Below are 24,124 nucleotides of genomic sequence, written 5' to 3' on the forward strand. Positions count from 1 at the left end.
GGTCGGCGCAAGGGAGCCGCGAGTTGGACGCCATTCGCTCAGCCGCTGCCGCTGTTCGGGGATCCGGCGTCCGAGGAGGACGGACCGAGACCTGGGGCCCGTACGCCGCCGCCATCGCCCGCTGGGAAGGCCTCACCCGTCCCGCGCCACGGCCGACCGACGACGCGGGCCGCCTGAGCCCGCTGTTCGTGGAGTGGATGCAAGGCCTCCCTCCCGGTTGGGTGACCGACACACCCGGCCTGGGACGCCCCGCCCAACTGACCGCTCTGGGCAACGGAGTTGTGCCGCAACAGGCCGCCCGCGCGCTGGAACTCCTGGCGCCGCCTCCTCCCGCCTGCCGCCATCGCGCACCGCGTTGAGCTGCGCTTCTACACCCGTTTCACGGCCGGGCCAAACCCCGGTTTCTCCGGAACCTCGACACCCCACCCACCAGATCCTGCACAGGGGTAGCCATGTCTGAACCCGCCCACGAGAGCAAGCCGGTGCGCATACCGGACCACGACCTGGACGACCTCGTCGCCACGGTCACCCGCCTCGTCACCGAGAGCCGCAAACAGGGCGAGACCCTCGCCCGGCTCACCGACGACCAGCCGTCTCCGCAGGTCAGCGAACAGGCCGATGCCGCTCACCTTGGCAGCACGGCATCCGCCTCCGCCGCAGCAGAAGGTAATCCCCACACACCCGCGGAGGACGGGCCGACCTCCGTCTTCATCCTGGCGCTCGGCCCCAAGGCGTACGCCGTGGAACTGGCCGCGCTGACGAACTGGGTGCACGACCTGCTCCTGCCGGTCTACGGACGGGAGATCACCACCGGCCGCCCATGGTGTCGGCAGTGGCAGGAGCACCCCGAGGCCGTCGCCCGGCTGCACGCCCTGTGGCTCGCCTGGCAGCAGCTCACCGACGCCCAGGCCGGCCTCACCGGTCCCTCCACCTGGCACCGCGACCACCTCGACCCGGCTCTGCTCCAACTCCGCACCCCGGACGGGCCGTTCGGGGCCTGCACCACCAGTGCGGCCCGACCCCACCACCGGCTGCTGGCCTCCCCCGAGCCCGCCGGAGTCTGAGATGGCCCCCACGTACGAACTCCCTACGCCGGACTACCAGGTCGACGGCTTCGAAGCCGCCACCGAGCAGATCCGCGATGACTTCGCTTTCACCATGCTCGCGCACGGCCTGTTCATCACCCTCGCCGCGCATCACCGCGCGGATGGCCGCGACAGCTACCTGCTGCTGTACGACCAGTCCGCGATCTGGGACATCCCCGGGACGGCGGAGTACGTTGCGGTGCACATCACCCGAGACGTCGAGCAGCGCACATTCGACTTCACGTCCGAGCGCCACCCAGTCGCTCCGCTCGCGCAGAACTGGCTGAAACGCCAGGGCTGCCCGCAGGAAGCCGCCGAAGCATCCAGCCCCCACGGACCCCGGCCCGCCGACGCGCTCACAGCACGCCTTGAGGACCTGCTCCGAACCAACTCCGGCGACCGGTACGAGGTCCTCGACCACTACACCGACAACCCGGGCTCGTTCGACTTCGGCGTCGAGGTACGCACCCTCGTCTACGACAGCCACCCCGATTCCGCGCGCACTCCGTACCGCCTCTTCCTCGAAGAGACGACCAGGGACCTGCGCTCCTACACCGTGCGGGAAGGCGCCTTCACCAGCGCCGAGGAGGCCGACACGTGGATCATGGAGCGGGAGTCGCCGCTGCCTCTGGCACCTGACCCACAGGGAGTTGTCGGCCGCCGAACGTCAGCCGCCCGCGCCCGCTCCACGGTCACAGGCAACGGCCTCGCCGTAGCTCCGGCGCCCGTGTCACCACCGCGGTCAGCAGGAGAGCCTGCCCCGACCCGCTCCCGTGGGGGTACGCGATGAGCCGGGCGCGGTACGCCTTCGCCGCCCATCCCGAGGCCCTCGCCGACCTGCGTGCCGTACCGGAGACCATCCGCGACCTGGCCCTGCTCGAACTGCAGCACCTGGTCCACGGCAACGAACGCGGCGCCGCCCTGCAGCGCGAACTGGCGGGCTGCCACAAGGTCTATGTCGATCCCGAGACCCGCTGGCGGCTGGTCATCCAGTACCGGGATGCTCCCGCCTCCTCGCAGCACAAACGGGAGATCTACCTCCTGGCCGTCGGCGAGCGGCAGGACCAGGCTGCCTACCGCACTGCGGCCCTTCGACTGGAGCGCGAGCGGGAGGCCACCGCCGTGTCCCCGCTCGGCCGGCGTGCCCAGGCGGCCAGGGCCCGCTCCCCGCACCGCCACGGCGGGCCTGCCACCACCAACGCCCAGGCGCCTGCGGCACCGACCACCGCTACGACGCGTACGACGTCAGAACGCGCCGCGCGGTCCCGCTGACGGCGCTCAGACACCTTTCGGAGAACCCACCGTGCCCGACCTCTCCCGCACGCCCGCCCCTCCCACCGAACTCGTCAACCAGGCCGTCAACCGCCTCTCGCCCCGTTGGACCACCTGGACCCTGCAGACCATCCAGCACCACGGCCCCATGCGCCTGGCCGACATCAACTCCGCACTACCGTGGGTCGGAGTCCAGGCCATGGCCCAGATCGTGCGCCGCATGCAGACGAGCAGCCTCCTGGAGCGACCGCAGTTCGGGGTGTACGACCTCACCCCGCTCGGCCGCACCACGCAGCACGCCCACCGCGCGCTCACCACCTGGCACCGCGCCCACCTCAGCGACAACAAGTCGTCGGTCGCCGAGGCGGAGCGCGCGGAGGACGCCCTCGGCCGACTTCGTGGAAAGGGCACGGTCGACGTCCTCCATGCCCTCGCGCAGCACGGCCCCCTTCCCAGCGGTGTGCTGCGAAACGAAGCCGGACTCGCCACCGGTTCCTTCCACTACCGCGTCCAACAGCTCGTCACCGACCAGCTCATCACCCGCACGAGCCCCTTCTCCGGCCGAGGCGCCGAATGCCGCCTGACGTCCGCGGCTCACGGACTCGCGCCCGTGTACACCGAACTCGCAGAGTTCTCCCACCGCGCGCGCCCGGCAGCAACTCGCTCCGGCCAGCACAGCTCGACCGTTCATCAGGCGACCTGGGCGAGCGCGGCCGTGCGCCGTAGCCCTTCGGCTTCCGCCGAGCTGTTCTCTCACGCTCCCCACCCCCAGCCACGCGTCCCGGCCCATCTCACCGCACTCTCCCAGCCGCCCCGGACCAGGTGAATCCCGTGCCCTCAACCAGATCCCTCCGCCGAGATCGTGCCCGCGTGCTCCCGAACACGATCCGCCCAGCCAGCCGCGCACCACCACCCGAAGGCTCCCGCATGCCCAGCCTTGATTCCCTCGCTCTCGACCCGAACGTCGACGTCCTGGTCAGCCCCGGCTATCTCGCCGGTCCAGGCGACAGCCACAGCATCTTCAACACCCTCGACCTCGCTCCCAGTTGGACAAAGACCGTCGCCTTCGGCACCGACACCTACTTCACCAGCCCGTGCCAGCGCGTACGCGTCGCGAACCCCGTGGAGAGCTTCTACGGCGGGTGGACCATCTCCTACGCAGAAGACCCGCTCGGCGTCCCCGACTGGATCACCACGTTCGACCGCAACACACCCCACGAGATCGTGGCCACGTTCACCAAGACCCTCGTCGACGGACTGCACAACAACTTCGCCGACCACCTCAGCGGCGGCAGGCACCACACCGGCACCAGCCCCGCGTCCCTGATCGCCCGCCACCGGTGGGAGCCGGTCCACGGCTCCCGGCCCTTCCGTAGCGTCTCGCCCGACGGCCACGCGGCCTACCAGATGCGCGTCGGCTGGCTCCACGAATACGACGAGTTGCTCACGCCCGAGAAGTCGACGTGGCGCATGTCCGCCGGCACCAACCCCGTGTACACGCCGAGTTGGCAGGCCTTCTTCAGCCAGTACACCCCGCAGCACCTCATTACGGCCGCGACCGCCGTGTTCACAGACCCCACCCCCGTGCCCCGCGTCACGGACCAGATTCCCGACCGCCACCGCTCACTGGTATCGGTCACCCGCAGGGACACGAACCAGCCCAATTCGCGCTCCGCAGCGGCGCTCGCCCGCAACGCGCACGCCCAGGCAATGCCCGTCGCTGCGCCCCCGGCCGCGCCGCCCACGCTCGCCACGCACGCCGGACCCCGACGGCAGCGCTGACGCTCCTCCCCTCAGTCCTGGAGTTCCACCGTGCCGAACACCTCCCCCGACGGGGACCTGTACGTCTCGCCCCTCTACCTCGCCGGCTCCACCTTCACCGGCGACCCCGCCCTCGCGCCCCTCCTCGACCACGACTTCGACCTCCACTCCGACGAGCTGGCGAACGTGTACGTCTCCTCGCCGCAGCGGCACATACGCCTCGGCTACCTCCCCGAAGGGCCGGACTACACGCTGTGGAAAATCGCCGTCCACGCCGATCCCTTCGGGCCTCCGCGCTGGATGGCCACCTTCGACTCGCCCACCCCCACCGAACTGGTGACCGCCTTCACCACCGCCCTCGCCAGCGGCTACACCAAGGGCGCGGACAACTACCAGGCACGCAAGGCCTATCCGATCGACGAGGCCCTGCGTCCCCTCGCGGAAGCAGGGTGGACACGCACGGACAGCTGGGCCGCAACCGTGTGCACCGCCCCCGACCAACTTGCCGGACTCACCTACTCTCGCCAGCTCCCCGGCCCTGACGCTGAACTGCGGGGCGACGAACACCGGTGGCTCCTGTGGGGCGGCCAGGACGGCTACCGCTCACGCTGGTACGCGTCCTTCACCTCCCGCACGCCCATCCACCTGATCGCGGCGACCACCGCGCGCCTGGCGGACCCCGCGCCCGTGCTCCGGTACACGCCCGAAGTTCCTGCCCGAAACCGTGGCTCCGCCCGGATCACTCCGGTCACACCGCCCGTGCCAACCCCTCTGGATGTCCGTCGAGCCTCCGCCGCCCGGGCACGCACCACCATCCCCCGGACCGTGGTGCGTGCCGCCACGGTCGCGACAGCACCCGGTCCCAGCGCCGCCCTTCCTGTCCGCACCTTCCGGCGTCGATGACCGCCGCACCCCGCAAAGGGCAGCCACGTCACCGGGAGTCCACTCACCGGTTCCACCAGCCCCCGCCGACAGACACCCGGATCAGGGTCATAGCCGTCACCGACCAGTTCGGCCAACGCATGCGAGGCATGGTCATCTCCCAGTCAGGTGCCTTCGAGCAGACGCACCAGCGAAGCCGTGATCACGCGGTGGCGGCCTCCGAGGGACACGAGCTTGAACGTGCTGAGAATCTCTGGAATCGGCCAGTGCCGCTCGTCGCCTCATTCACTCCGTCGTTCAACGGAGCGGGGAGTTTCAACAAGCGTTGCGTGTCCTGCCGACCAGGGTCGCCCGCTTGTGGAGTGTGCGGGCCGTGTCGAGCGGTCAAGGATGCCTTCGGCGGCGCGTTGCGCTGGGCTTCGGCCAGCCTGAACAGCTCGCCCGCCCCTGGACCTGGCTGGCTCTCCCGGTGTGAGTAGTTGAGGTGCAGGGGATCCCGGTGAGATTGATCTAGCTGCGGCTTTCCTGCTCCTGCGGGTCGCCGACGCACCACGCGGTCAGGATGCCCTGCAGAACGGTCGTGCGGGCATCCCCAGCACGCCGACCAGGCCAGCGCCCGCGAACACGAAACGCGCGTGCCCCGGGCTGGGCTGCCCCTCTATCCTGGCCTGTTGCCCACCTGGAGGAAGACGCCATGGCCGCCTTGACAGACCCGCTCACCGAGGAGCAACGGCTCCTCCTCGACATCGTGTGGACGACGTTCGTCGAACACGAGCGCTTCCCCAACTTTTTCTACGTCTCCTACCGCATGCGCAAGAACGGCCACGACGCCGCCAAGGTCCTCTACAGCTTCCCCGTGATCGGCCAGGACCAGGTCTCAGACGGCTATCGGGCCGTCGGGTGGTGGGCGCACGGCTCCACCCCGCAGTCCGACGGGCCGGTGTACCTGACTATGGCCGGGCTCTACCACCTGCAGCACGACCAGATGGCCCGCCTCCTCGCCCGCGGCCTGCTGGCGTACTTGCAGCAGATGACCTGGGAGCAGGACAAGATCCTCGACAGCCCCTTCGACCTGCCCAATATCGACGTGAACCTCGGCGACGTCCTGAAGGAGATCGACGGCGCTGGTCCCCTTGTGGAGCGCATGGCGCAGATCGCCGACCGCGAGTGGCCCGGCATCCGCTTCAACAAGACGGCCCTTACCGGCCGGCTCGGCGAGCTGCCGTCCGCGGACTGCGACACCCTCGGCCTCTACCTCGCCGACGTCGCCGCCCATCTGTCGCCGCCCGCGCCGCCGGAGGCGCTGTCCTTCACCGAGCCGCGCGCCCTGTTGCGCGCGCTGAACTTCCTCGACGTCACCTACGAGCTGGTCTTCGGCGAAGCCCTGGTCGTCCCGCCACCCATGGACCGCTCCAGCCTCCTCGCCCTGGACGTCGACGACGAAGGGGCCTACAACTCCGGGCTGGTCGTCCTGACCGACATCCTGCGCGACTTCAAGGTTCCCGGCCGCACCCCGGGCTCGGGCCTGCTGCGCCTGGAGGAACATCTCGCCGACAAGCTGCCGGCGCTCGACCGCAACGCGGTCCACCAGGCCGTGCAGCTCCTGGACCAGATCCGTGTCATCCGCAACTCCGCCATCCACCCCAAGCCGCGGCCGGAACTCGCCATCGCCCACCATGCGCTTGGGCTGCGCTTCCCGGTCCGCGACTTCACCGCTGCCTGGGACAGCGTCCGCGCGCACGCTGAGCGGGCCGTGAGCAACCTGCAGGAGGCGATCCAGTCCGCCAGGCCCTGACGGCGGCCCGTCATGGGTGGCAGGGACGAGCGGCTATGCCGCCTGGTCACCGGCATGACCAGCGGCTTGCTGGCAGTACAAGTGCCCGTAGGTCCTGGCATACGCGTACGGGCACTTGGGCGGGCCAGCCGGGAGGATACTCACAGCCACCAGCCCGTCCTCGCAGCCGCCCGCAGACCGGTGGCCATCAGGCCGCCGGCGCCGCCCCGAGCCCATCGTCGAGCGCTGCGCGTAGCATGCTCACCGCTACCCGCCCGACCACGGCCTCGTCGTCCTGGTCCACCTCGATGCGGTTCTCCCAGTCTCCGGCGATCCGCAGCGGCCCAGACAGCAGCTCGTGGTCGGCGACGCCGTGCGGCCCTTCGAAGGGCCAGTGCAGGACCGGCGACAGTCGTGCCATATTCAAAGGTCAGCCACTGTCAAGGGGGTTGCCTCGCGGTCGAGTTCTCGGTGACCCGACCAGGTATCAAAGCTCCAGATCAGCGCCCCGCTCCCCCGCATCTCTCCTAGAGCGGTGGCGATTCTCCCGCCTGCCGTCCGCCAGTGCAGGCCCATGCGCTGCAAGGCCGTTCAACTGACCCAGATGCCGTCGGGTGAGAGTCGGCAAGCAAGGCGTCGGCCCGCAGCGCTTACGGGAGTCGACCAGGACACATCCGCAACCTTGCATCCAAAGTCGGTGGCGAGTGCCTGCACGAGCGTGGCGCCAATGCCGCGGTGTCGGTAGGCGTCTGCTACCCAAATGAGGATGATTCGGGGGCGCAGGGTGGCGTCCTCCACTCCGTACTTGGACCCGTCGGCCAAATCCCAACGACGGTGCTCGGTAGTGTCGTGAGCGGCCACGTAACCGACGATGCGCTCGTCCACTTTCAACAGATACGCGCGATAGCTGTCCGAAGTCGCCTCGGGCTCGCCCATGTGGGACCACGACGGGAAGTCGTAGTTGTCTTCCCTCTGCGGCATGCGTGCCACCTGATAGGCCAACTTGCGCCACGAAATGGGCGACTGAGTGGTAACCACTACCAGATCACCCCACCAGTCAAGGCTTTTCGGCACCCGAACGCCTAGCGCCCAATTCACATGATGTACGCGGTGGACGCTGTCTTCATCCCCCAAATCTTGAAGGCGCATTCCGCACAAGCACTCACCGCCACTCTCTGTTTCCAACTGTCGAAATTGAACTGGGATCGCACCGCGGCTCAGGTCCTCGTCGCTGCCTCCCACCCAAGGCCGGAATGGTGCATCCTCTGATTCGACGTAACCGGTCCAGCGGTCCACCCACCCCGGATGCTGTTCGGGGAACATCTCCCGAATCTGCTTCTGAGTCGCGGACAGTGTGGGGCGAACCCACACGCTGCCAGCCGTCGCCCTACCGTTGAGGCGCAAACCCCGCTTAGTGGCCTTGGGGCGCAGGAACTTCAAGAAAACCCCGGGGGGTGTGTCGAAGTCCACTCCGCGGATCAGCTCTCGCTCACCGGGAGACAGCCACTCGTCGATGGGTAATGCGAGCCGATCGGCGAGTGCGTGCAGTCCGCTGTAGTCGTGTTCGAGCTCAGCTGCGCGCAACGCTTTGACCGTAGCCTCGACGTCTCGAAAACGAGCGCACAAATCGATCCAGTGAGGGCCGCGCCCGAAGTAGAAAGCGCCCCGGAAGCCGTCATACCGAATGCAGTCCATTGCCGCATCGCGCGCCTTGTCGACTGCCTCTACGTAGTCTGCGGGTAGATCTGGTTCGCCGCCCCGCGCGGACTCGGCATCGACGTAACTATCTCGGTCGAGCTGGACAGTGGCGAACCAGCGAGAGGCCCGAACCCGGACCTTCCTGGTGTCCCGACTGCTCGGATCATCGACAAGGTGGAAAGTCCGCTCAGTCATGCACTCTGCTCCCTGGCTCTAGCCGGATCGATCAGACTGATCATTCCTGTCACTGCAAGCCTCGGGGAAGAGCGCGAGCCGAAGGGAGTCAAGCCAGAGGCGCTGGAGCGACCTCCCCTCGTACATACAGACAGGGCCGGGACGTTGCGGGACGCCGACCAGATGATCGAAGCAGCCTGGGGACACACCCTGGACGAGCTGCACACCTACCTGCGCGACGGCAAGGTGAACGACCCTGCCTTCGTGGCCGCCCTGCGGATACGCGGGGCGTTGGAGGTCGACGGCAGCGACATCACGAACGACCGCGAGCGGGTTCACCGCTTCACCCGCCGGGCCGCGTCCCGTTGTTCCACGACTGAAGGGGATCGGTTCCTCGTCCGATCTGCTGACCGCTCACTCAAGCAGCCAGGCCCGCGTTCATGCCGTTCGGTCCATCATCGACGCCTAATCGGAGGGATACCTCGCCGAGGGCCTGGCCCGGTCGTTGACGCGGTCAGCAGAGCCTCGGTCCGAGGCGGCCCTGGCACTCTCCGGCGCGCTGGCGACGAAACCGCCAAGGGACCAGCCGAGCGCCGACACCGCGGCGCACCCAAACGTTCCGCACAACAGGTCGCGCTCTGCGCGGCGTTAGCCGATATCGGCCCGCTCCTGCCGGCCCGCTCACAGCGAACCGTCGACCTCGGCGTCCACCAGCCGCGCCAGCTCCTCCACGCTCAGCTCGATCCGCCGCCCATCGGCCATCCGGGACCGGCCGACCGACGCTGCCTCGACGTCGTCGACAGCCTCGTTGTGCGCGCGGATCTCCTCACTGCCCAAACCCAGTTCCTTCCCTTCTCTCCACTCGGCTCCGTGAACGGCCGCTCCCGCACCAGCTGATAGAGCGGCCGTTTCATTCCGCGTTGGACGGACATCAGCCGTCGCATCCGCGGCCAGTTCGCCCACGGCAGACGCACACCGCGGGCAACGACTGGAGTCACCGACCAAGACCATGTCAACGTACGGGAGCCCGGAAAAACCGCAGGTCAACGAAGGGTTCTCTGTTCGTGACGCTCACCGCCACCGCTCCGTTCCAGCCCCTGGCCGAGCTTCCTCCGCATGCCCTCGGCGAGCGTGAGTGGCTTCTCGAATGCCACTGTGCCCGACCCGTCACCGACCTCCTCAAGAGCCAGGGATGGGACGTCGTCACCGACCTGGACTGCAACGTCCACTGCTCCAGCCCCGACCGGCGCGTGTACGTGGGCTTCCTCCCCGAAAGCCAGGAGGCAGCGCGCGGCGAGCTGTGGCACATCCACGTCACGGACAAGGACGGCACCACGGCCTGGCGCCAGACCTTCGGTCCGGACACCCCGGCACAGGCCGTAGCCGGGTTCCTCGCCGCGCTGGTCACCTTCCCCACCCGTTACTGCAGCTGCGTCTGACACCCAACCCTCAGCTGCCGCACCACCTGCCCCAACTCCGTCCCGGAGGCCGCCTCATGCCCCGCCACTCGATCACCGTGACCGCGTACCACGCCGACAACACCGTCTGTCCTTCGGAACACCTGCACACCAGAAGCGGCAAGCCGCTCACCGAGGGATGCACGGGACGAGACCACTTCATCGCGTCGTGCAGCTGCTCCACCTGGACGAGCAGTCGCTCGTCCACAAGGAACTACTCCACCGCACAAGGCGTGCGGCATCGCGCCGAACAGCAGCAAGCGGAGTCCGCCGCACTGCCGAAGGGCCCCGCCGTGCTCCGCGAACTCCTTCGACTCGACGCGGACGACTAAACCGCCCAACACGCTCCCGCCCAACACCCTCATCGCCCAGGAGGCTTTCTTGCCCTACGAGTTCACCGTCGGCCAGCTGGTCCGCCAGCTCCAGACCTTCGATCCCGACCTGCCCGCGTACTTCGCCATCAACCCGGACTGGCCGTACGCCCACCGTATCGGCCGCATCGTGGAGATCACCGGATCGAGCGGAGCCGTCTACATCGCCGAGAACGGCCAGGAGGGCGTGTTGCCGCCCGCCGTCCGCAACCAGCTGGACTGGGCCGCCGTATGACCTGCCACCCCCGTACGCAGCCCTCTGCGTCGCCGATCAACTCCTCGCACGACCTGATCCTCAGCGACCTGGTCCGTCATCCCATGCCTCGATCTGCACGGGGCGCCCTCCTCGGCAGCGTGCCTCCCCATCCCGCCCAGCCGATCCACACGATGTGGATAACAGACCTGGACCCCAACCCGCTCCGCCCCGGCTCCATCCTGCTCAGCTGGGAGCCCAGCCTCGGGAATGGAATGAATGTGACCGCTCACCTCAGTCTGGCCTCGGCGGAGGTCCTCCTCGCCCACTGGCCGCACCTTCACGGTGACTGGACACCCATCGTTCATCCAACGCTCTTCGAGGTAACCGGCTTGCACGCTGCCCTGACCGTGGCAACCGATGCACTGCGCCTCGCCAACCGCCTGGCCGCCAGCTGAAGATCCATCGCTACAAACAACGAGGGCTGCCCCAAGAGTTGGGGCAGCCCTCGTGGCCTTCGATGGCCTCCGTTGACGAGCGCCGGGTCCCCACAGAGTCATCCGATGAAAGGGCCCCTGCGGTACTGGTCGTCAAGAAGGGGCAGCGTCACGTTAATGCGCAGGAAGAAGGTGGGGCGGTTTCGCGGATCGTGGCCGCTGGCAGCAGCTAGCGGCCTGCCGCCGCTGCCGAGCCACAGACCGGTGATCAGGTCCGTCAGGTAATGCTCCAGACCGATGGCGCTGTTGCGGATCTCGGTGTGTCCGACGGTGAACGAACCCGTGCCGCCGGTCTTCCCATCCCGCACGGCGGCCAGGAACTTTGCTGGCAGGACCCGGACCTCGCCGCTGTCGGGGATAAGCCAGTAGGTGGCGGTGGCACTCTGGTCGAGCAAGGTGGCGAGTTGAGTGTCGTCGATCTTCCAGGTGTCGCGGTGCGGCGCGCTGGGGATCAGCGCTTTCGCCTTCTTGACCTGTACGAGGTCGCCGATCCGCGCAGTCATCCGCCCCGGAACCGCGACATCGAGGACGATGCCAACGTCCGCGCCATTGCCCTTCTCCGCGTGCTTCGTCTCCTGCCGGCTGGCCAGTTCCACCTCCGGGGCTCCGGGCGCCAGCCGCCGTCCCGCCGTGGACGCGGTGGAAAGGTGCTTCTCCAGCATCCGCAATAGGCTGGCGGTCAGTTGCTCCTCATCCTGCGAACCGGACTGGGCTACGAACACGGTGAAATCCCGGACGGCTGCAGACACGCCACCGCGTACAAGGTCCTCAAGCTCAAAGCTGGACAGCCAGGTCGAGGAGGGATGTTCCAGCGGCCGCGGGAACACCTGGCGACGGGCGTCGACCGACTGCGAGAGCGCGTCCAACAACTTCTCCTCGATTGGACTGCTGCCATCGGCGAGCGCCGTGACGCCTGCGGCACGCCTACGGACCGCGGGGATCTCGCTGCGCGTGCTCCGTTTCAGCGCGGCCCTCACGGAGGGGCGCGTCTGCGCCAGCGTCAGCGTCACGACCACATCAAGGTCATCCAGCTGAGTAGCGACGGCGAACAACCAGTCGAGGGATACGGCCCAGGCTCGTGGGCGGCGGCTTGCAATCTTCTCCACCTGGGCTCGCAGCCCTGCCGTCGCCACCGACGTCCTCTCCACCATGAGTAGGGCAACGTGGTACCACAGGTCTGCCCCGTCCCCGTTCGCGTGCCGCCGAAGCTTGTCCAGGACGGCCCGAGCCGCCCGGTCGAACCTGGACAGCTCATCGCGAGCACGGGCAACACCCACGAGTAGAGCGGTCAGGGCTGGGAGCTTCTCCGCGAACCTGTCCGGCTGCCTCAGCTGCGCCGCCCAGTCCACGAAATCCAGTGAACGACTGTGCGGCTGGCAAACGAGCATCGGAGAGTCGGCCGCCAGAAGAAGCAGGTGCTCCTCGACCACCCCTGAGTGCTCCTCAACCAGCCCTTCCAGCCCTGGGGCCAGCCCGAGATCTTGGGCTTCCCAGGACCGTTCTTTAAGGCCGTCCAGGCAACACCGAGGGCAGCACCGCTCGAAGAGGTCAGTCCTGTAATAGGGGTGGTTCGCGTGCTCCATTTGAGCGACGTTAGTCGAGGACGCCGACAATCTTGGCTGACGGTCAAATTCACGCGCAGCGGCCGATATACCCGCCGGTCTCCAGCCATCAGACTACTGAGCCAGGCAGCCGGATCCGACGATCGTCCCCTGGCCCCTGAACCGACAGAGGAGCTGACAGGTCAGTGACTGAGGGGGCCCGCTCCCAACAGGGGTACTCCCAGTTCGTTAAGCCAAATAGGTGCCAGCGAGCGTGCCGTCGTAGCCCGCGGCCTGAACTGCGGCCTCCAAGCTCGGGTAGTCCTGGCCTCCGACGTCGATCATCGCCTCGTAGTCCGAGCGGGTCAGTTCGCGCTCGACCCACTGGTGTGCGCAGCGGCAGCGGATGCTGATCTCGTTGCGGTCGCAGATGACCATCCAGTCACGCCGGGCGCCGCACTGCGGGCACATCACGGGGATCCCGGTGATGACGATTTCCTCGGGATGGGCGGTGGCACGGAGACCGATGTTGCCGTCGCCGAGCTGCGTCTCCTGCTGGAGCCGTAGCAGGGGGTCGTCGCCGAGGACCGTCTCCGGCAGAACGGTTCTCTGGGGGTGGATGCCTTCGTTGAGTATCTGCATCGTCTCCTTCTCCATTCAATCAGCCCTAACAGGCGCAGACCGTCGTTGTCCAGCTCTTTGCGCTGCTCAACGCCTCGGACCTCGGGAACGAACATCGGCACGGTGGGTCTCCGCCAACGTCTCGGGCGCCAGCGGCGGAGTCGGGTGAGGGCGCGACTGCGCTGCCCGCGCGTTCGTACGGACATGGGGTGAGTCCATGGTGGCGGGCAGTTTGCCGATGCGTCGCAGTCGCCAGACGAGTACGTCGGTGACGTTGTCCGCGGTGTCCAGTTCGCGCCATTCGATGGCCCGCTGGAGCAGGTCCTCCGGGTCGTGTCCCGCGCGCTCGGCCTGGTCCAGGGTGGCGGCGAGGGCGTCCCATCCCGATTCACGGCGTACGGAGTCGGCCTGCTCCGGCAGGACGGATTCGAGAGCGCCGGCGTACCTCTGTCGTACGGGCTCGGGGAGGAGTCGGCCGTGCTCGCGCATCACGCCCATGGGGGCTGCGGCGGCCGACCGGTAGGCGCTGCGCAGGTGTTGAGCGGCTTGTTGGGCGGCTGCTGCCTGTTGTGCGTGGCTGCGGGCGGAGTGCCAGTGCACGGCGGCGATGGTGACGAGGACCATCGTGGACAGGAGCATCGCGGTGGTGCCGCCGTCTTCGCCTTTGCCGAGGGCGTTGCCGGCGCGGATGATGCCGCGGGCGGCGGAGCGGATGGCTAGGTTGTCGGCGCGCTCGGCGCGGATGTGGGAGCGGGTGGCGCGTTCGAAGGCGCGTGCGGCCTCGGCGAGTTCCTTGCGGGTCGAGGCTGGGGCGGTCTGGGCGAGTGCGTCGAGGAGTTCGCCGACGCCAGCGAGTTGGGCGGCGGAGTCTTCGTCGTCGTCACCGTCGAGGACCGATACCGCCCGTTCGGCGACCGGGGCTGCCTGGCGTCGGGCGCGGGCCGGGCGAGGTTCTCGTTCGTCGGCATGGTCGGTGACGGGCTCGTCGTCGGGTCGTCCGGCATCGAGGCGCTGGCGGATCCTGGGGAGGGAGAGGTCCGGCGCGAGTTTCGAGCCGGAGAACCAGACGGGTTCGCCGTCGCGGTTACGGTCGCCGGGGAGGGCGACCTTGTATCCGAGAGTGTCGCCGGACGGGGCGATGCGTTGTTCGACCCGAAGGCCAGCTTCGGCAAGGCGGTGGAAGAACTCCTCCTCGCTGGCGGCTCCGGCCAGGGCGTGGCGGACGCTCTCCCGCAGCGTCTCGCGGGGTGTCTCGGTCCGGCCGGCTCGCTCAGCCTTGGAACGTTCGGCGCTGGTGGGGCGCTGGGCGGCCGTGCGGTCGCCGCCGTTGAGGATCTGGAGGCCGAACTCCTTCTCGATCTCACGGCATTCGGCCTGGGCGCGGATGCCGTCCTGGTGGCGGCGGGGGCGGCGGCCGTCTTCGCGGACGAGGGTGGCGACGAGGTGGATGTGGTCGTCGGCGTGGCGTACGGCGATCCATCGGCATGCCTTGTCGTCGCCTTCTTCGGCGATGCCGGTGGTGTGGACGATGCGGCGGGCGACCTCGGCCCATTCGGCATCGGTGAGGTGACGGTCGCCGGGCGCCGTACGGACCGGGCAGTGCCACACGTGCCGGGCCGGACGGCGGTTCTTCGGGAGGGCGAGCACGGGCAGGTCGAGTCGGTCGGTGAGCTGCTTGAGCGTGGCGGACGGGTCACGTCCGGGGTCGGTGGCGAGCCCGGGCATCCAGGACGCGACGAGGTGCGGGTCGGTGTGCTCGTCCCGACGGCCCGGTCCGTAGAGGTAGTTGAGCAGTCCGTACGTGCGGCTGCCGGTGGAGATGTCGGGGACCACCGTCAGCGCCGCGCCATCTCGGTCGCGGCGGCCTCGACCCGGTCTGCGGCCCTCAGGACACGAGCGACCGCGTCGTCCGCGTACTCCACCTGACCGCCGGAGTTGAGAATGCGGGCCACCTGGTTGAGGTTGTTGCCGGCGCGGGCGAGCTGTGCGCTGGCAGCCATGAGTTCTTCGACTCGGCCGCGCTGGTCCAACAGCCATGGCTGGGCACCTCCTTGGGCCTGGGCGACCGCGACCGCGGCGTCGGCGAGGAACCCGGCGGTCTTCAGGCCGACGGCTTCCGCGGTGCGCTTCACCAGGGCGAGTTCGTCCTGGGTCAGGCGGACGCTGCGGACTTGGTCGCGGTGGACGCTCTGGCGCAGGCGAGGGCGTGTACGCGTCGGAGCCAGCGGGTTCGGCTCCTCTCCTGGCTGCGATCCGCCCCCGGTCGCAGCCTCCGAGCCCGGCACCCCCTGGTGCCCGGTCTCCCCCACCCCACCTGGGGCGGGGGTAAGCCCTTCCGAAACTCCTTCGCGGCCCTGGGCGGCGAAGGAGTTTCGGAAGGTACAGCTTGCTCGGCTGCGTGTCGGGCAGTGGTCTTGCTGCAGGTCAGAGGTGATGTCGGCCGACTCGGGGCGTGTCATCGGCGTGTCTGGGCCTTCGTACGGCGCACGTCGTGGAGGACCTCGGCGACGAAGTCGAGGGCGAGGACCGGGTGGTGCAGGGTGCGGGGCGTGCTGGTCGGGGTCAGTTGCACGGTCCAGGTGCCGTCCGGGCCGGGTTCGGCGTGGTGAAGGTGTCCGTACTTCCTGAGCACGGTGATCCAGGCGTCGGCTTCGGCAGGGGTGGCCGGTGTGGTGCGCATCGTTTGTCTCCGGGGCGTGTGGAACGTGATGGGGTGCGGGGCGGGCGGCCAGCTTGTTGCCGTTGGCCGCCCGCCGGTCCGGGCTGTTCGGTCAGCCGGTCTTGGTGACCGCGTCCTGGCCGGTCTCGGCGCGGAGCTGGCGCATCAGGGCGGTCAGCCGGTCGTTGGCCAGGGTTTTGCCCTGTCCGCGAATGGCGTCCGCGACGACCTCCCGGGTGACCTTGCCTGCTGCGGTGACCGCCTGGCGGGCGATCGGCAGGAGAGTGTCCGCCGACGGGGCGGTGTCCGGGCCGCCGTTGTCCGAGGTCTCCGAGGCGGTGTCCGGGCCGGTCTCCGGCTCGGTGACCGACGGGGCGGCCAGCCGCAGGCGGGCGACCGGGGAAGGTCTGCTGACCGGCTGTCCGCCCAGGTCAGCGTCGTCTCCGCCGTCCGCCGGCTCCTGCTCCGGCGCGCTCTCCGGGTGTCCGGACGGTTCCTCCCGGTCAGGCGTCCGCGGCGTGTCCGGGCCGGAGGTAACCGCAGGACGGCTGCTCTCCGAGGCGGAGAGGGCGGCCGAGTGTCCGGAGGTGACCGGGACCGGCCGGTGTCCGTCCGCCTCGATCGGAGTCTCCGGCCGGTCAGCGGTGATCCGGTCGGTGCGGACACCGAAAGTGTCCGGGTGTCCGTGGTGACCGGCTTCGGCCACCCGTCGGGCGATGAGGATGTACAGGTGGACGGCTCCAGCCAGGGCTAGCGGGGCGAGGGTGGACAGGGCGCCGACGGTGACGTCGCCGAGTCGCAGTCCGCCGCCCTCGGGACTCTGCTGGTTGAGGCGTACGGCGTGCAGGGCGTTGGCCCAGATACTGGCGGCCGTCGCCGTGCCGAACAGCATCCACACGTACAGGCGAGCGGCGAAGGAGGCGGTGCGCAGGACCAGGAGGGCGCGTACCCCGTAGGCGATGAAGCCGTCGATCACCAGGGGGAAGACGAACGTGAGGGGGCCTCGGACGTGGATGGCGGTGGCCATCTGCTGCAGGGCGTCGTACGAGAGCGCGCAGCCTGCGCCGCCGAGGGCGACGATGGCGGCCCGGTCCCAGCCGGTGATCCGCGCCGGTATCGGCGCGTTCTGGCTCACGCGGCCGTCCCGAGGTCGCCTCGTGCGGGGGTCTCCGCTGCGGGTGCCTTGAGCACCTTGGTACGGCTCTTGGGCTTCTTCTTCCCCTTGTTCGTCTTCTTCTGCTGGTCGACGGCCCGGTTGCGGATCTCCCGCCGGGTGCGGCGGTAGAGCTTCTCGGCGTGCTCCTCGGTGACCTTGAGCAGCCAGGCGAGCCGTTCGGCCGGCATCTCGTCCTGGTAGGCGGCGCGTACGACGGCGTCACGCTCGGCCTGAGTGAGGTGGATGTCGCGACCGGCCAGCACGGCGTTGACGCGGGCGTAGTCGAAACGGCTTTGGAACTTGCGGTGCAGCGGGTCGCGTTCCTCTTCGGTCAAGCCGCCCCGGATGCCGTCGCGGTCACCGTTTTCGAGGGCGGCGTCGAGGCAGGTGGCGCGGACGGGGCACTGCGCGCACAGGGCCTTGGCGGCGCGGATGCGGTCCATCTCGTCCGGCTCGGGGAAGAAGAGGTCCGGGTCGACCTGGTGGTGAGTCGTCGAGCGGCAGGCGGCGCTCTCGTGCCAGGTGAGGTCGCCGAGGGTGCGCGGCATCTGGTTCTCGGTGCTGTGCATGTGGGTGTCTCCGGTCGCCCCGGGCGCGTTTTGGGCATACGCGACCCGGGGGTTGGTGCGTGAAGGAGGCGGAAGCGGTCGCGGCAGGGATCAGGCGGCAGGGATACGGCGACGATCGGCTGCGAGGGCTCTTCTGCGGTCGGGGCCGTCGAGGATGACCTTGTCGCTCATCTCGGTCAGCCGGGAGGCGACCCGGTCGCCGATGTGCTGACGCAGGTCGGCCATGCCGAGGTTGGTGGTGATCAGCGTCGGGAGCATCTCGTTGTAGCGGCGGTTGATCAGCCGCATCGTGATCTCCTCGGTCCACTCGCTGTTCTTGGCCGCACCAAGGTCGTCGATTATCAGCAGCGGGCAGCGGGCGAGGTCCATCAGCTCCCGCTCACCGTCGTGCCCGGGGCGGGGCCGCAGCTCCGCGTACAGGTCGGCGGCCGTGGTCGCCTTCCAGCGCAGCCGGACTCCGGCGATGAGCAGCGACCGGATCGCGCCGTACGCCTGGTGGGTCTTGCCCGTGCCGGTGGTGCCGACGATCAGCAGCGAGCGGCCCTGGGCGATGCCCGGGGCTCCCTCCGGTCCGGGACGGCCGGCCTCGGCGACCTCGCGGACCCAGGCGGCGACCGCCGGGTGGTCGGCGATGGCGGTCTGGTAGCGGGCCGGGATGCGGGCCTGGGCCGCCTGGAGGGCGGGGATGGGCTCGACCGGGTCGGTGATCGGGGCGGCCGGGTCGATGCCCCGGGAGGTGAGGATGGCGGCAAGGCGGCGGGCGATGCCGCCGATGGGCTGGGCGTCGTGGTCGCGCATCACAGCTCCTCGGCGTAGGCGGCGGCAGGGTCGGCAGGATTGGCCCAGGCCCGGTGACCGGGCACGTTAGGCCGCGATTCCGTCCGCACCAAACCGGCGGAGGTGGCGTTCATCGCCTCGTGGACGAGGCTCGGCAGGGTGCTCGGGTGCAGTCCCTTGGTCCGGTGGCGGGCCAGCCCCGCGCGGATGTGAGCGGGGTCGATGCCCTCGGCGAGGAGCTTGGCGGTCTCCCGTCCGAGGTGACCGAGCACGCCGCTGGGCGGGCGGTGGGCGCAGGCAGCGGCGTACTCGGCCATGAGCTGCTGAGTCGAGACGGTCTCCGGTGCGGGGGCGCCTGCGCTCCCCGAAGGAGAAGTAGTTCCTAGATCCAAGTTCCTAGGTCCTAGATCCGGACCGTGAGGACTCGTGGAGGGCTCACTGAGTCCTCCACGACGGCTCCGTGAAGGCTCATGGAATGTGCTCTGAGCTGCTGCTTTCCGATGCTCGGAGAGTTCCTGCGCGGTACGTGAGCCCTCGCTGAGTCCTCCGTGAGCCTTCAGGGAGGACTCCATGACATCTCCGTGAGGTTGTGGTGCGCCCTGGCTGAGCTGTTCGACGTCGTGGTCGGGGCAGACGGGGAAGCGGACGCCGCTGGGCCGGTTGATCTTCTGGTGTTGGCGCCAGGTGACGATGTGCAGGTACCGCTTGCCGTCGTCGCCCTCGTAGCGGCAGATCAGATGGGCGGAGGCGAGCTGGGTCAGGTCGTCCTCGACGTCCACGGGGCCGTGCTCCGGGCGCAGCGACCACAGCAGTCCGGTGATGACGGCGGGCTGGTCGCGGAAGCGGCCGTGGTCGTCGGCCTGGGTGAGCAGACCGAAGAAGGTCCGCTCAGCGGTGAGGGAGACCGCGGCGAGCGACTCGGACGCGAAGGCCTCGGGCTTGATCGTTCGGATCCGGGCCACGGGTCAGCGGCCCCCGTCCGATGGAGCGCAGGCCCCGACAGCGGGCTGCAGGATCCCGGTCGCCAGGTCGAGGTCGTGCGCCTCGTCCCAGTTCTTCTCGGGGAAGGCTCGGATCACCCAGCGGGCGGTGGCTACGCGCTGGGTCCGGTTGAGAGGTATGGGTTGCCCCCGCTCGTCGTACGCGCGGGTGTAGGGGCTCGGCCAGGTCTGGCTGGGCTGGTGCTGCGAGACGCGGATGATGCGGGCACCGGGCACCATGTCCGTCAGGAGGGCAGCCAGGCGGTGCTGGCGGATACCGTCGGTGGGTGCAACGGCCTTGGCGGGCTGGGCGGCGAGCGCCCTTCCGCTCCGGGATGCGGGCATGCGAGAATTCCTCACTCGTAGGTGGGGTGGGGCGGCCGTTCTCGTCGAAAAGGTCAGCCGACTCGCCCCGGTTATGAATCCGCGCCCTTCGGGGTGGCGATCCCGGCGTCCGGAAGCTGCTAACTTCTGGACGCCGGTCCCATTTCCCTCTGAAAATCGCGGACTTGGCGATTGACGCGGTCCTGGTTTCCCTCCTTCTCGCATGGGTTGCGACCCGGCGATTTCGCCGGCGGAGCAGCAACATATGCCTGGCGTTGCCAACGTTCCAGCGGGCGGCGGGCATTGGTCCATTTCGACGCCAACTCGACATATATTTACGAGACTCGATGCGCAATCTCCCCAGGCATGGCGTCAGGAGTTTCGCGGCGTGGCGCATGAAGCGCCGGAGCCCGTACGAACGCCGGGCAGCGCCTGTACCGGGGGGGCGCTCTTCAGCACGGACCGGGCAGGACTCCGCATCCTGGATTGGTACGCGTGAAGTCCGTCGGCGCACATGAACGCAATCAACCCGGCCTGAACTCCAGAGACGCAGAATCGCTACGCAGTTGAGGCTGCGTCAAGCAGATGATTGACCCCACCCCAGCAGGCCGCGCGTAAGTACAGGAACGTCACAAGTCGCTTAACGAATCAGTCCCGGCAGCGACCGGAATGCCATCCGCGATGGGAGACATGGAACACCCCTCCGTGTGGTGGCAACCACCAAGTCCCGTACAGGGACAGGGAATAGCCGTCCGAGCAATCACAGAGCCCAAGCAAAGGGGCGAGATCGCATACTGTCCGACGCCCGGGAAACGCGAATGCTCGGGCACCGGCTGCGATACGGGAACGCTCCGCCCGCGGGGCTGCCCGAGCCTCGCGCGCCCTCCCCGCAACGCCGAGACGCTACAGAAGGAGCGGCGGACGAAGACCTGAGCAGGCGTGCGGGGCACCTCGTTTTTCGCTAAGATGAAGCTATTGCGATTTACAGAAAAAGTCAACGCGCCGACGTTTCTTCGGTTTGAGTAAAAACGAGGTCCGATGTCCGCTCGCCACTTCGACAGAGGTCGTCTCCGCGCGGTGCGTCGAGCTGCCGAGATCACTCAGACCGAGGTGGCCGACGCCCTCGGCGTGGGCGACTCGACCGTCGCCGGCTGGGAGACCGGGCTGGCGACCCCCGACCCGGAGAAGCTGCCTGCCCTGGCCAGGGTGCTCAAGCGCGACCTGAACGATCTGTTTCCGCGTTACGGGCTACCCAACTTGGCGGATCTGCGCTGCGATGCCGGCCTCTACCAGTACGAGATGGCCGCGGTGATCGAGATGAAGAGCGCCGGCCCGGTCGCCGGAGCGGAACGGGGTGACCGTCCGCTCCGGGACAAGTACATCCCGGCCTTGGCAACGACGTACGACGTGACCGAAGAGGAGCTGCGGCGGGCGGCGGACCGTTCGATCGCCGAGGCAGAGGAGCGGAAGAAGGGGGGCGGAGAACCCGAAACGCGTGCCGTGGCAGCTGCCCCAGTCGCCACCGGATCGCCCGGCTCTCTCGCTGAGAAGATCACTCTGGTCCTGACGAGCTCGTACCCGGGACCGCAAGGGCCCCCGTCCGACACTGAGATCGCCGACGCGGTCAACGCTCACGCCGGGTCGCAGGTCATTACCGAGGAGGGGGTTCACGCGCTCCGGACGGGCACCGAGGAATCCACCTCGCCCGTCGTCCTCGATGGCCTGGCCGCCTTCCTCGGCGTGTCCCCTATGTACTTCCAGCCGGACGACGCCGTGGCCCGCCAGGTCTACGAGGGTCTGCGGCTCTTGGCCGCGTCGAAGAAGGGGTCCGTGGGCCGCGTCAAGGGCCGAGGCATGGGGGCTCAGGGCCTGCCGTCGGACGCCATGAAGTTCGTCAACGACTTGGTCGCGGAGCTGGAGGAGCGGGAGCCGGACGCGGACGAGTAGTGCCTGTCCAGAGCCCTGCGGTACCGCCGGACAGGCAATGAGCAGCTACGACTGCTGCGACGCCTCGCGCGGCTCGTACCGCCGCCCCGCTGCGACGACGGTGAGCACCGCCTTCAGCGCGTCGAGATCATCGAGGGGATCCCCGCCGACCACGAGCAGGTCCGCGCGGAAGCCGGGGGCGATCTGCCCCGTCGTCTCACCCAGCCCGAGCGCATCGGCCGCGTCGGCGGTCGCCATGTCGAGGATCCTGCTGTTCGGCAGGCCAAGGTGCGCGTAGAACGACAGGGCGGGCACCAACCCGTCGAAGCCTGCGCGCTGTACTCCTGCGTCGGTTCCGGCGATGAGCTTGACGCCTGCCTCGGCCATCTGGCGCACGAGATCGAACATGGCCGCCGCCCGCTCCTCACCGAAGAACCGGGGAAGCATCTGCCAGTGAGGGCTGACGGCCGGGCAGACGGCGATGTCCCGGTCGATGATCTGCTTCAGGACGTCCTGGCGGAGGTCGAAGCCGTCGTTCGTCATCCACGTGCAGTGCTCGATCGTGTCTACGCCCGCTTCCACGGCCGCGGCGATGCCGTCCGTCCCGTGCGCGTGGGCGGCCACCGGCAGGCCGGCCTGGTGAGCCTCGTCCACCAGGGCCTGGAGCTCCTCCGGGGTGAACTGGCTTTGCCAGCTCTTCGGCCCGTCCTTGGTCAGGCCGCCTCCGGTGACCATCGCCTTGATCGCGCCGGCACCCGCCGTGATGTTGCGCCGTACGAGGTCACGGACCTCGGTCACGCCGGAGACCTCGCCCCCGAGGAAGTGGCAGTGTCCCCCGGGCGGGGTCGCGGGCGTGCCCGCCGAGACGATCCGAGGGCCCGGCGTGCTGCTGCGGGCGATCTCCTCGTCCAGGCGGAGGACGAGGCCGTTTCGGTCGCCCAGGTCACGGGCCGTGGTCACGCCGCTGAGCAGAAGCTGTTCCGCACGGCGGCGCATGTCCTCCAGGAGGGTCTCGTCGCTGGACTCGTGGAGCGTGGCCACGGGGTCCGCGCCTCCGTCGAACGCGAGGTGGACGTGTGCGTCGATGAGACCCGGCAAGACCGTTCCCTCGGGGAACGCGAGGTGCACCGCGTCCGCGCCAGCCTGCTCCACGATCTCTGCCCGCGGTCCCACCGCCGTGATCGAGTCACCCTCGATGAGGATGGCGCCGTCGTCCAGGTACGTCCCGGAGCCGACGAGGACTCGGCCTGCGGTGATCAGCATCTGGTCTCTCCTTGGTACTTCAGTGGTTAGGCAGACAGGCGCAGCGCGTCCGACACGGCGATCAGCTGACGGACGTCTGCCTCCCGGTTGTCCTCCTTGGGCACCGCCAGCGGTACCGCCGGACGTGGCGCAAGGGCTCCCTCTCCAATCGCGCTTACGGCATGCCGAAGGCGGTGCGCCAACACGGCAGGGGGGAGTTCGAGCACTTCGGTGTCCTCCGACGCGTCGGCCAGGAACGGGCTGACGTCGACCAGTCCGTCACGACACTCCACTATCCGTCGGTGGTAGCGGCGGTGCACGCCACGCGCCCGCCACCGGTCCCAGAGTTCGGAGGAGGCAGGCTTCAGTACGTTCTCGGGATAGGCCTCGGCGAGCAGTTGCCACAGCGGAGCCAGCCGACGGTGGTCGCGGCGGCGTCGCAGCCAGAGCCGTACCGACGTGACCCTCGCGCGGGCCCCGGGGTAGGTGACGCCCACGAAGAACAGCAGGATCGACACCACGAGGAGGAACGCAACGCCCGCCATGAGCGGCTGCGGCACGGTCTTACCGCTCCATCGGATGACGACGAAGACTGCGCGGACGGCGCAGGCCACCGCCATTGTGCTGAGGCCGATGGCGGCCATCCACAGGCCGGTGGCGTGCGGTCGCCGCGACATACGGGCGTAGCGGCGAGTCCACCGGCCAGCGACGCCGAGGGCGTACATGAGGTACAGGCCGGCGCCGGCGTAGAAGAAGGCGATCTGCGGGATGGTCATGTCCGCCGTGCTGAAGGAACCGGCGAACACATCGTGTGGAACCGACAGTGCGGCAACCGTGATCGCCACTGCCACGGATCCCACGATGAGGGCTTCCCGCCTGGCGCGGAGACGCCCAGCCTGCTCGTCGGCCGAGTACAGGTAGAAGCACATCAGGAAGTAGACCGTGAGCAGAAGCAGCACGTTCTGGATCAGTTTCGCAGTGCCGTGTCCGGCCACGGTGTCGACGCCCGAGGCACCGCCGGGCATGGCCAGCGGATAGGACAGCGCGGCGCTCAGCAGGCACAGGGTGACGGAACGAAGCGGCGCGTCATGGGGTGCTCGCGACCACTGGTACAGCTTCCAGACGACGGCAGCGGCGAGGCCCAGGAGAATTACTCCGGTCACGG

General features: G+C 68.8%; 28 protein-coding genes. 13 read left to right on the plus strand and 15 right to left on the minus strand.

Features of this window, described 5'->3' with window-relative positions; translation table 11 throughout:
* Nucleotides 1-23 precede the first annotated feature (23 nt).
* The 8 genes from ACWDR4_RS24460 to ACWDR4_RS24495 all read left to right on the plus strand — a co-directional run bounded on the left by ACWDR4_RS24460 (nt 24) and on the right by ACWDR4_RS24495 (nt 6,795).
* Entirely contained in the window at nt 24-359 is a 336-nt protein-coding gene (locus tag ACWDR4_RS24460; protein ID WP_450411611.1) for a hypothetical protein, read from the plus strand.
* A gap of 93 nt (nt 360-452) precedes the next feature.
* Entirely contained in the window at nt 453-1,064 is a 612-nt protein-coding gene (locus ACWDR4_RS24465; RefSeq protein WP_450411613.1) for a DUF4913 domain-containing protein, read from the plus strand.
* A 1-nt stretch (nt 1,065) separates the two neighbouring features.
* The gene (locus tag ACWDR4_RS24470; RefSeq protein WP_450411615.1) at nt 1,066-1,875 is read left to right on the plus strand and encodes a hypothetical protein; all 810 of its coding nucleotides are present in this window, start codon (nt 1,066-1,068) and stop codon (nt 1,873-1,875) included.
* Nucleotides 1,872-2,357, plus strand: a complete 486-nt coding sequence (locus ACWDR4_RS24475) for a type II toxin-antitoxin system RelE family toxin (protein ID WP_450411616.1) — start codon at nt 1,872-1,874, stop codon at nt 2,355-2,357. Before ACWDR4_RS24470 ends, ACWDR4_RS24475 begins: the two co-directional genes overlap by 4 nt.
* 31 nt (nt 2,358-2,388) lie before the next feature.
* Nucleotides 2,389-3,183 (plus strand): winged helix-turn-helix transcriptional regulator, encoded by a 795-nt coding sequence (locus ACWDR4_RS24480; protein ID WP_450411618.1) that lies wholly within the window; start codon nt 2,389-2,391, stop codon nt 3,181-3,183.
* Nucleotides 3,184-3,284: 101 nt separating this feature from the next.
* Nucleotides 3,285-4,139 (plus strand): DUF317 domain-containing protein, encoded by an 855-nt coding sequence (locus tag ACWDR4_RS24485; protein ID WP_450411620.1) that lies wholly within the window; start codon nt 3,285-3,287, stop codon nt 4,137-4,139.
* A gap of 30 nt (nt 4,140-4,169) precedes the next feature.
* Complete coding sequence (locus ACWDR4_RS24490; RefSeq protein WP_450411622.1) at nt 4,170-5,021, plus strand: DUF317 domain-containing protein; 852 nt, start codon at nt 4,170-4,172, stop codon at nt 5,019-5,021.
* A 673-nt stretch (nt 5,022-5,694) separates the two neighbouring features.
* Nucleotides 5,695-6,795 carry a hypothetical protein gene (locus tag ACWDR4_RS24495; RefSeq protein WP_450411624.1) on the plus strand — a complete coding sequence of 367 codons (1,101 nt, stop codon included), beginning with the start codon at nt 5,695-5,697 and terminating at the stop codon, nt 6,793-6,795.
* A 187-nt stretch (nt 6,796-6,982) separates the two neighbouring features.
* On the opposite strand, the gene ACWDR4_RS24500 is transcribed toward ACWDR4_RS24495, so the two are convergent.
* The 3 genes from ACWDR4_RS24500 to ACWDR4_RS24510 all read right to left on the minus strand — a co-directional run bounded on the left by ACWDR4_RS24500 (nt 6,983) and on the right by ACWDR4_RS24510 (nt 9,483).
* Nucleotides 6,983-7,195 carry a hypothetical protein gene (locus ACWDR4_RS24500; protein ID WP_450411626.1) on the minus strand — a complete coding sequence of 71 codons (213 nt, stop codon included), beginning with the start codon at nt 7,193-7,195 and terminating at the stop codon, nt 6,983-6,985.
* A gap of 170 nt (nt 7,196-7,365) precedes the next feature.
* Nucleotides 7,366-8,667, minus strand: a complete 1,302-nt coding sequence (locus ACWDR4_RS24505) for a GNAT family N-acetyltransferase (protein ID WP_450411627.1) — start codon at nt 8,665-8,667, stop codon at nt 7,366-7,368.
* A 660-nt stretch (nt 8,668-9,327) separates the two neighbouring features.
* Nucleotides 9,328-9,483, minus strand: coding sequence for a hypothetical protein (locus ACWDR4_RS24510; RefSeq protein ID WP_450411629.1), 156 nt, complete (start codon nt 9,481-9,483; stop codon nt 9,328-9,330).
* Between the two features lie 227 nt (nt 9,484-9,710).
* Here ACWDR4_RS24510 and ACWDR4_RS24515 point away from each other — a divergent pair, with 227 nt between their 5' ends.
* From ACWDR4_RS24515 to ACWDR4_RS24530, 4 genes are read left to right on the plus strand one after another with little or no spacing between them, the layout of a single operon-like run.
* Nucleotides 9,711-10,085 (plus strand): DUF317 domain-containing protein, encoded by a 375-nt coding sequence (locus ACWDR4_RS24515; RefSeq protein ID WP_450411631.1) that lies wholly within the window; start codon nt 9,711-9,713, stop codon nt 10,083-10,085.
* Between the two features lie 56 nt (nt 10,086-10,141).
* Nucleotides 10,142-10,435, plus strand: coding sequence for a hypothetical protein (locus ACWDR4_RS24520; protein ID WP_450411633.1), 294 nt, complete (start codon nt 10,142-10,144; stop codon nt 10,433-10,435).
* Nucleotides 10,436-10,484: 49 nt separating this feature from the next.
* Entirely contained in the window at nt 10,485-10,709 is a 225-nt protein-coding gene (locus tag ACWDR4_RS24525) for a hypothetical protein (RefSeq protein WP_450411635.1), read from the plus strand.
* Nucleotides 10,706-11,125, plus strand: a complete 420-nt coding sequence (locus tag ACWDR4_RS24530; protein ID WP_450411637.1) for an esterase — start codon at nt 10,706-10,708, stop codon at nt 11,123-11,125. The genes ACWDR4_RS24525 and ACWDR4_RS24530 overlap by 4 nt, the downstream gene beginning before the upstream one ends.
* A gap of 98 nt (nt 11,126-11,223) precedes the next feature.
* Here the strand turns inward: ACWDR4_RS24530 and ACWDR4_RS24535 are convergent, their stop codons facing one another.
* From ACWDR4_RS24535 to ACWDR4_RS24580, 10 genes are all read right to left on the minus strand, one after another.
* Entirely contained in the window at nt 11,224-12,747 is a 1,524-nt protein-coding gene (locus ACWDR4_RS24535) for a hypothetical protein (protein ID WP_450411639.1), read from the minus strand.
* Nucleotides 12,748-12,954: 207 nt separating this feature from the next.
* Nucleotides 12,955-13,347, minus strand: a complete 393-nt coding sequence (locus ACWDR4_RS24540; RefSeq protein ID WP_450411641.1) for a hypothetical protein — start codon at nt 13,345-13,347, stop codon at nt 12,955-12,957.
* 66 nt (nt 13,348-13,413) lie between these two features.
* Nucleotides 13,414-15,159 carry a relaxase/mobilization nuclease domain-containing protein gene (locus tag ACWDR4_RS24545; RefSeq protein WP_450411643.1) on the minus strand — a complete coding sequence of 582 codons (1,746 nt, stop codon included), beginning with the start codon at nt 15,157-15,159 and terminating at the stop codon, nt 13,414-13,416.
* A gap of 2 nt (nt 15,160-15,161) precedes the next feature.
* Nucleotides 15,162-15,635 (minus strand): plasmid mobilization protein, encoded by a 474-nt coding sequence (locus tag ACWDR4_RS24550; RefSeq protein WP_450411645.1) that lies wholly within the window; start codon nt 15,633-15,635, stop codon nt 15,162-15,164.
* Between the two features lie 146 nt (nt 15,636-15,781).
* Entirely contained in the window at nt 15,782-16,006 is a 225-nt protein-coding gene (locus ACWDR4_RS24555) for a hypothetical protein (RefSeq protein WP_450411647.1), read from the minus strand.
* 91 nt (nt 16,007-16,097) lie between these two features.
* Complete coding sequence (locus ACWDR4_RS24560; protein ID WP_450411649.1) at nt 16,098-17,120, minus strand: DUF2637 domain-containing protein; 1,023 nt, start codon at nt 17,118-17,120, stop codon at nt 16,098-16,100.
* A complete protein-coding gene (locus tag ACWDR4_RS24565) occupies nt 17,117-17,710 on the minus strand; it encodes a WhiB family transcriptional regulator (RefSeq protein ID WP_450411650.1) in 594 nt (197 codons plus the stop codon). The genes ACWDR4_RS24560 and ACWDR4_RS24565 overlap by 4 nt, the downstream gene beginning before the upstream one ends.
* Before the next feature lie 90 nt (nt 17,711-17,800).
* Nucleotides 17,801-18,508, minus strand: a complete 708-nt coding sequence (locus ACWDR4_RS24570) for an ATP-binding protein (protein ID WP_450411652.1) — start codon at nt 18,506-18,508, stop codon at nt 17,801-17,803.
* Nucleotides 18,508-19,449, minus strand: coding sequence for a hypothetical protein (locus tag ACWDR4_RS24575; protein WP_450411655.1), 942 nt, complete (start codon nt 19,447-19,449; stop codon nt 18,508-18,510). Before ACWDR4_RS24575 ends, ACWDR4_RS24570 begins: the two co-directional genes overlap by 1 nt.
* 3 nt (nt 19,450-19,452) lie before the next feature.
* A complete protein-coding gene (locus ACWDR4_RS24580) occupies nt 19,453-19,812 on the minus strand; it encodes a hypothetical protein (RefSeq protein WP_450411657.1) in 360 nt (119 codons plus the stop codon).
* 1,056 nt (nt 19,813-20,868) lie between these two features.
* On the opposite strand from ACWDR4_RS24580, the gene ACWDR4_RS24585 reads away from it, so the two are divergent.
* The gene (locus ACWDR4_RS24585; RefSeq protein WP_450411659.1) at nt 20,869-21,738 is read left to right on the plus strand and encodes a helix-turn-helix transcriptional regulator; all 870 of its coding nucleotides are present in this window, start codon (nt 20,869-20,871) and stop codon (nt 21,736-21,738) included.
* 45 nt (nt 21,739-21,783) lie between these two features.
* Here the strand turns inward: ACWDR4_RS24585 and ACWDR4_RS24590 are convergent, their stop codons facing one another.
* Together ACWDR4_RS24590 and ACWDR4_RS24595 are read right to left on the minus strand one after the other, a co-directional pair.
* A complete protein-coding gene (locus ACWDR4_RS24590) occupies nt 21,784-22,980 on the minus strand; it encodes an amidohydrolase family protein (RefSeq protein ID WP_450411661.1) in 1,197 nt (398 codons plus the stop codon).
* Between the two features lie 26 nt (nt 22,981-23,006).
* The gene (locus tag ACWDR4_RS24595; protein ID WP_450411663.1) at nt 23,007-24,122 is read right to left on the minus strand and encodes an MAB_1171c family putative transporter; all 1,116 of its coding nucleotides are present in this window, start codon (nt 24,120-24,122) and stop codon (nt 23,007-23,009) included.
* Between the last annotated feature and the right edge of the window lie 2 nt (nt 24,123-24,124).

This window comes from Streptomyces sp. NPDC000878 (genome assembly GCF_053599695.1).

Excerpts from the sequence above, each read along its gene's own strand:
- ACWDR4_RS24495 (WP_450411624.1), top strand. The coding sequence starts at position 5,695 with ATGGCCGCCTTGACAGACCCGCTCACCGAGGAGCAACGGCTCCTCCTC.
- ACWDR4_RS24535 (WP_450411639.1), bottom strand. The coding sequence starts at position 12,747 with ATGGAGCACGCGAACCACCCCTATTACAGGACTGACCTCTTCGAGCGG.
- ACWDR4_RS24555 (WP_450411647.1), bottom strand. The coding sequence starts at position 16,006 with ATGCGCACCACACCGGCCACCCCTGCCGAAGCCGACGCCTGGATCACC.
- ACWDR4_RS24565 (WP_450411650.1), bottom strand. The coding sequence starts at position 17,710 with ATGCACAGCACCGAGAACCAGATGCCGCGCACCCTCGGCGACCTCACC.
- ACWDR4_RS24530 (WP_450411637.1), top strand. The coding sequence starts at position 10,706 with ATGACCTGCCACCCCCGTACGCAGCCCTCTGCGTCGCCGATCAACTCC.
- ACWDR4_RS24470 (WP_450411615.1), top strand. The coding sequence starts at position 1,066 with ATGGCCCCCACGTACGAACTCCCTACGCCGGACTACCAGGTCGACGGC.
- ACWDR4_RS24500 (WP_450411626.1), bottom strand. The coding sequence starts at position 7,195 with ATGGCACGACTGTCGCCGGTCCTGCACTGGCCCTTCGAAGGGCCGCAC.
- ACWDR4_RS24540 (WP_450411641.1), bottom strand. The coding sequence starts at position 13,347 with ATGCAGATACTCAACGAAGGCATCCACCCCCAGAGAACCGTTCTGCCG.
- ACWDR4_RS24465 (WP_450411613.1), top strand. The coding sequence starts at position 453 with ATGTCTGAACCCGCCCACGAGAGCAAGCCGGTGCGCATACCGGACCAC.
- ACWDR4_RS24520 (WP_450411633.1), top strand. The coding sequence starts at position 10,142 with ATGCCCCGCCACTCGATCACCGTGACCGCGTACCACGCCGACAACACC.
- ACWDR4_RS24485 (WP_450411620.1), top strand. The coding sequence starts at position 3,285 with ATGCCCAGCCTTGATTCCCTCGCTCTCGACCCGAACGTCGACGTCCTG.
- ACWDR4_RS24590 (WP_450411661.1), bottom strand. The coding sequence starts at position 22,980 with ATGCTGATCACCGCAGGCCGAGTCCTCGTCGGCTCCGGGACGTACCTG.
- ACWDR4_RS24580 (WP_450411657.1), bottom strand. The coding sequence starts at position 19,812 with ATGCCCGCATCCCGGAGCGGAAGGGCGCTCGCCGCCCAGCCCGCCAAG.
- ACWDR4_RS24475 (WP_450411616.1), top strand. The coding sequence starts at position 1,872 with ATGAGCCGGGCGCGGTACGCCTTCGCCGCCCATCCCGAGGCCCTCGCC.
- ACWDR4_RS24505 (WP_450411627.1), bottom strand. The coding sequence starts at position 8,667 with ATGACTGAGCGGACTTTCCACCTTGTCGATGATCCGAGCAGTCGGGAC.
- ACWDR4_RS24570 (WP_450411652.1), bottom strand. The coding sequence starts at position 18,508 with ATGCGCGACCACGACGCCCAGCCCATCGGCGGCATCGCCCGCCGCCTT.